Below are 4140 nucleotides of genomic sequence, written 5' to 3'. Positions count from 1 at the left end.
ATTGCGCCCCCGTTGGCGGCGAACTGCTTAAGCAAAGAGTACGCCCCCCGTTTATTCCGAGAGGCAACGCAACTGAAGACCGTAGGCACGAAAATCCGCACTGCTGGTGCCAAGATTCTGTAAGCCGAAAATCAGATATAGGCTATTCGTTTTGCTCGTTCCCGAAGACCAGTTGTAGCCGCTGCTCCCGCTGCTCCCGCTGCTGCGCAGCGCGCCGAATCCGTTCAATAAACCCGCATCGCGGAAGCCCGGGGCGGCCGAGCGGCACGCGAAAGCCGACTGGTGACGAATCAGCGGCTGCTGGCCAACCGTTTGCAAATCCGCTTCACGAAACCCGGCCCTTCGTAAATAAAACCCGAATAGAGCTGCACCAGCGAAGCACCCGCCTCCAACATCGCCTCCGCATCCTCGACACTCATTACCCCGCCCACACCGATAATCGGAAGCCGGCCACCCGTCTTTTCACGGATATAACGCACCATCTCCCGCGACCGGACCGTCAGCGGCGCGCCGCTCAGTCCCCCCTTGCCGATTCCGGCGACACGAGCCTCGTCCGTCGCCAACCCCTCGCGCGAAGTCGTCGTGTTGGTCGCCACGATGCCGTCGATCTTGCACGTCTCGACCACCTCGATCATCCGGTCGACCTGTTCGCGCGTCAGGTCGGGCGATATTTTGAGCAGAATCGGCCGATAGTCGGACTGCCCCTGCCGAAACTCCTTGAGCGGTTCGAGGATCGCCACCGTCGAGTCGGTGCTCTGCAACGCCGTCAGGTTCACCACGTTCGGGCAGCTGACATTCACCACGAAATAGTCCACGTAATCGTACAACGCGCGAAACGCCCGGAGGTAGTCGGCCGGAGCCTCCTCGTTCGGCGTGAGGCTGTTTTTGCCGATATTTCCGCCCACGATCAACCCCGGACGCCGGTGGCGGAGATTCCGGACGGCGTGTTGCACCCCCCGGTTATTGAACCCCATGCGGTTGATAATGGCCCGGTCTTCGGGCAGGCGGAAACAGCGCGGTTTGGGATTGCCCCCCTGCCCCTTCGGGGTGACCGTCCCGATCTCGACGAAGCCGAAGCCCAGCGCACCCAGCATGTCGTACACCTCGGCGTCCTTGTCGAACCCGGCGGCCAGCCCGATCGGGTTGGGAAACTTCAGCCCCAGCACCTCGCGTTCCAACGCCGGCGAACGATAGCTGTAAATCGCCCGAAGCAGCGCCCGCGCGCCGGGCACATAGTGCAGCAGACGCAGCAGACGGACGATCAGGTGGTGGATGGTCTCCGGCTGGAGGCGGAAAAGAAGCGGTCGAAAGAAGCGATACATGGTGTGGTTCGTTCGGAATATTCGGAATAACTAAAATCGCGCAAAGATACACATTACGGGAGAAGAAAAAATCAGGGTGCCGGGATAAATGCTCGAAGAGGCAACGCAACTGAAAACCGTGGGCGCGGTTGTCCGAGTTGCTGGTGTTGAGGTTCTGCGAATTGAAATTCAAGTCCAGGCCGTTGATGCCGCTCGTGGCGGAAGACCAGCTGAACCCGTTGTTGCCGACGTTCACCGGTTCGCCCGAGTTTGCGTTGCGGTTGCCCGGGAGAAGGCGCGCGAGGCCAGCGGCCGCTGAGGGATTCCGCCCGAGCTGACGCCGCGGAGGGCGAAAGACCGGGGGCGGAGCGCTCTCGTTGGGCGAGAGGGGCTTAACTAACCGGGCCGTCCGTCCGCTTTCGGAAGGGCACGGAACCGGGTCAGTGGGCCGCTGAATTTATGTTCGCTCTGCCGCCGCCTCTCCGACGAAGCGGCGGCACTCCGGAACGGACACCCTGAATGAGAAGGAGCGCGGTCGAGGCGTTTTGCCTTTGTCTTTACCTTTGCCGGACGAAGATAGGCAATTCCGGCGGAATACCGCTCGCGCCCGCCGCCGAGAGCCGCCGGGAGGGCCCGTTTCCGACACACGCGGCTGGATTCCGGAGGCGGCGGCCGGGCGCTGCGGCGGCGGGATGCAGATTTTTTTTAGGATTTTTTATCTCTCTGTTTGGAGGTATCGGAAATTTGATTACTTTTGCATCGTCAAACAACGCTCGACGGGTTCGCCTGCGGGGGGCGGGCGACGAAGAAAAATTCCTCGATAGCTCAGTTGGTTAGAGCACCTGACTGTTAATCAGGGGGTCCAAGGTTCAAGTCCTTGTCGAGGAGCTTCCTTACAAAACGAGGGACAACGCGGTTCGTTGTCCCTCGTTTTTCTTTTTACCGGCCGACCTTATCCGATCGACAACTCGACGGTCTCCGTGACGCCGATCTCCCGGACAAAACGGTCGTCGTGCGAAATGACGACCAACGAGCCGCGATAGTCACGAAGCGTGTCGGTCAGAATCGCGAGGCTGTCGATATCGAGGTGGTTGGTGGGTTCGTCGAGCAGCACGATGGCGGGGTCGTGGAGAGTCCACCCGGCCAGCAGGGTCTTGGTGCGCTCGCCGCCGCTCAGGGCGTCGGAGGGGGTGTCGAGGGCGACGTGGCTCAGGCCCCATGCGTCCAGGGCGGCGCGACTCTGCGCTTCGATCTCCCAGTCGTCGCCGAGCGTTTCGAAATCGTCCGGTTCGACGGAGCCGGAACAAATGGCGCGCAGGGCCCGCAATTTATGGGTTATACCGAGCAGTTCGGCGACGTTCCGCCGGTCGGGGGCGGTCTGCTGGGGAACGAGATAGGGGGTCGACGAGCGGACGAGGCTGCCGGTCGCGGGGGACAACCGACCGGCCAGCAGGTGCAGCAGGGTCGTTTTCCCGGCTCCGTTGGGGCCGATCAGAGAGACTTTCGCGCCTTTGGGCACGGAGAGGGTCAGGTTCTCGAACAAAAATGAAGAATGGGGGTGGTGACGGTACGAAATACCGTTCGCGATAAGACTCATATGGAATAAACGATCGAATGGTGTGCCTCCGCGATGCGGAGGTCCGGTGAAACCTGAATGCGGGTCTGAAAGCGGCATCGGCTCCTCGGAACCGGCCTATCGAACGTTTATGTTCATCGGAGTAGAGTTTGATTTCGGGGACAAACGTAAGCAAATAATCTGAACGGATCAACCGGTTTCCTCTCCTCCCGACGGGTCGGGCTACGGCAGGCGGGGATGAACCACGTGGGAGGAGAGGTGGCCTGCGGGGCTGTATGGATGATGCCGCGGCGGTTCCGTTGGGGTTCGCCGGGGCTTTTCGCGCCGTTTGGGGGACGAGGAGGGGCTGGGGCGCATGACGAAGGGACGAAGAAGCAAAAAGGCGATAGTCGTGCCTAACAAAAGGGTCGGTATGAGTTCCGGGGTTGTCATGGGGGTATTTTCTAACATCATTATATAATAATAGGTGGGGGCACCGGGCCGGAGTGTCACATATCAAGTTTCGTGCAAGAATGGATCGGATGGGGGTTTTCTGTCAAACGGGGCAAGGGGATCGCCGGGATTTCGGAAGTTTTTGGGGTTTTGTTTTTTAGGGGTGGCATAGCCCTGGGCTACCGCTATTCGCGCTCGGGCGAGCCGGGGTACGTGGGCTTCGGGTACAGTTGGGCTTCGGGGGTCAGCGATATTAATGGCATGAGCATGGGTTTCGGAACGACGTGGCTCTATCTCAACCACACGGTGTACCGGGCTTACGGTTTTCAGTTGCGTTGCCTCTCGGAATAAACGCGCCCATAGGGCGTTTACTAGCTGTGTCTGCCCCAACCTGAAGCCATTGTTTGGGTAGAGGCGATTAGCTTTCGAGCACCGCTCGGCCCCGGGCTACCGCGATGCGGGAAACAACGATCTATTCGGGGCGCTGGGCCTCGTCGGAAATCACATAGCCAGCTGGTCTGCTTCGGCTAACGGGGCCTACAGTCTATATTTATATTCCTACAAGCATTACTTCGATACCGGCGGCTCGGGCCACCGTGCTCACGGTATTCAGTTGCGTTGCCTCTCGGAATAAACGGGCGCACAGGGCGTTCTACTGGCAGCCTCGGCCCTGAGTAACCGCCAGCCTCTACCCTACTTTGGTTTGACTTGATGGATCGGACGCCCGGGAGGAACCGCAACTCTCGACGCGCGAGCGGCGTGTTGCGGGCCTCCCGTGGGGAGGCGTCCGGCCCGCGCGACCCTAAAGGGTCGCAAAAGCAGTGCCTTGTT

3 protein-coding genes and 1 tRNA gene are annotated in these 4140 nt (G+C 60.4%); 1 reads left to right on the top strand and 3 read right to left on the bottom strand.

The features are described from left to right. Positions 1-51: 51 nt before the first annotated feature. On the bottom strand, positions 52-318 hold the full coding sequence (locus tag QZ302_RS09060) for a hypothetical protein (RefSeq protein ID WP_294594649.1): 267 nt from the start codon (positions 316-318) through the stop codon (positions 52-54). Continuing rightward, entirely contained in the window at positions 291-1322 is a 1032-nt protein-coding gene (locus QZ302_RS09055; RefSeq protein WP_294594647.1) for a quinone-dependent dihydroorotate dehydrogenase, read from the bottom strand. The genes QZ302_RS09060 and QZ302_RS09055 overlap by 28 nt, the downstream gene beginning before the upstream one ends. Positions 1323-2115: 793 nt before the next feature. Here QZ302_RS09055 and QZ302_RS09050 point away from each other — a divergent pair. Next, positions 2116-2189 (top strand) — tRNA-Asn (locus QZ302_RS09050). A 64-nt stretch (positions 2190-2253) separates the two neighbouring features. Here the strand turns inward: QZ302_RS09050 and QZ302_RS09045 are convergent. Continuing rightward, positions 2254-2898, bottom strand: a complete 645-nt coding sequence (locus QZ302_RS09045; protein ID WP_294594646.1) for an ATP-binding cassette domain-containing protein — start codon at positions 2896-2898, stop codon at positions 2254-2256. Between the last annotated feature and the right edge of the window lie 1242 nt (positions 2899-4140).

The sequence above is a fragment of the uncultured Rikenella sp. genome (assembly GCF_910579375.1).
GTDB lineage: Bacteria > Bacteroidota > Bacteroidia > Bacteroidales > Rikenellaceae > Rikenella.
This window is presented reverse-complemented; position numbering and strand designations above follow the sequence as displayed.

What these genes read in the sequence shown, in the direction of transcription:
- QZ302_RS09055 (WP_294594647.1), bottom strand. Translation starts at nt 1,322, where the DNA reads ATGTATCGCTTCTTTCGACCGCTTCTTTTCCGCCTCCAGCCGGAGACC.
- QZ302_RS09045 (WP_294594646.1), bottom strand. Translation starts at nt 2,898, where the DNA reads ATGAGTCTTATCGCGAACGGTATTTCGTACCGTCACCACCCCCATTCT.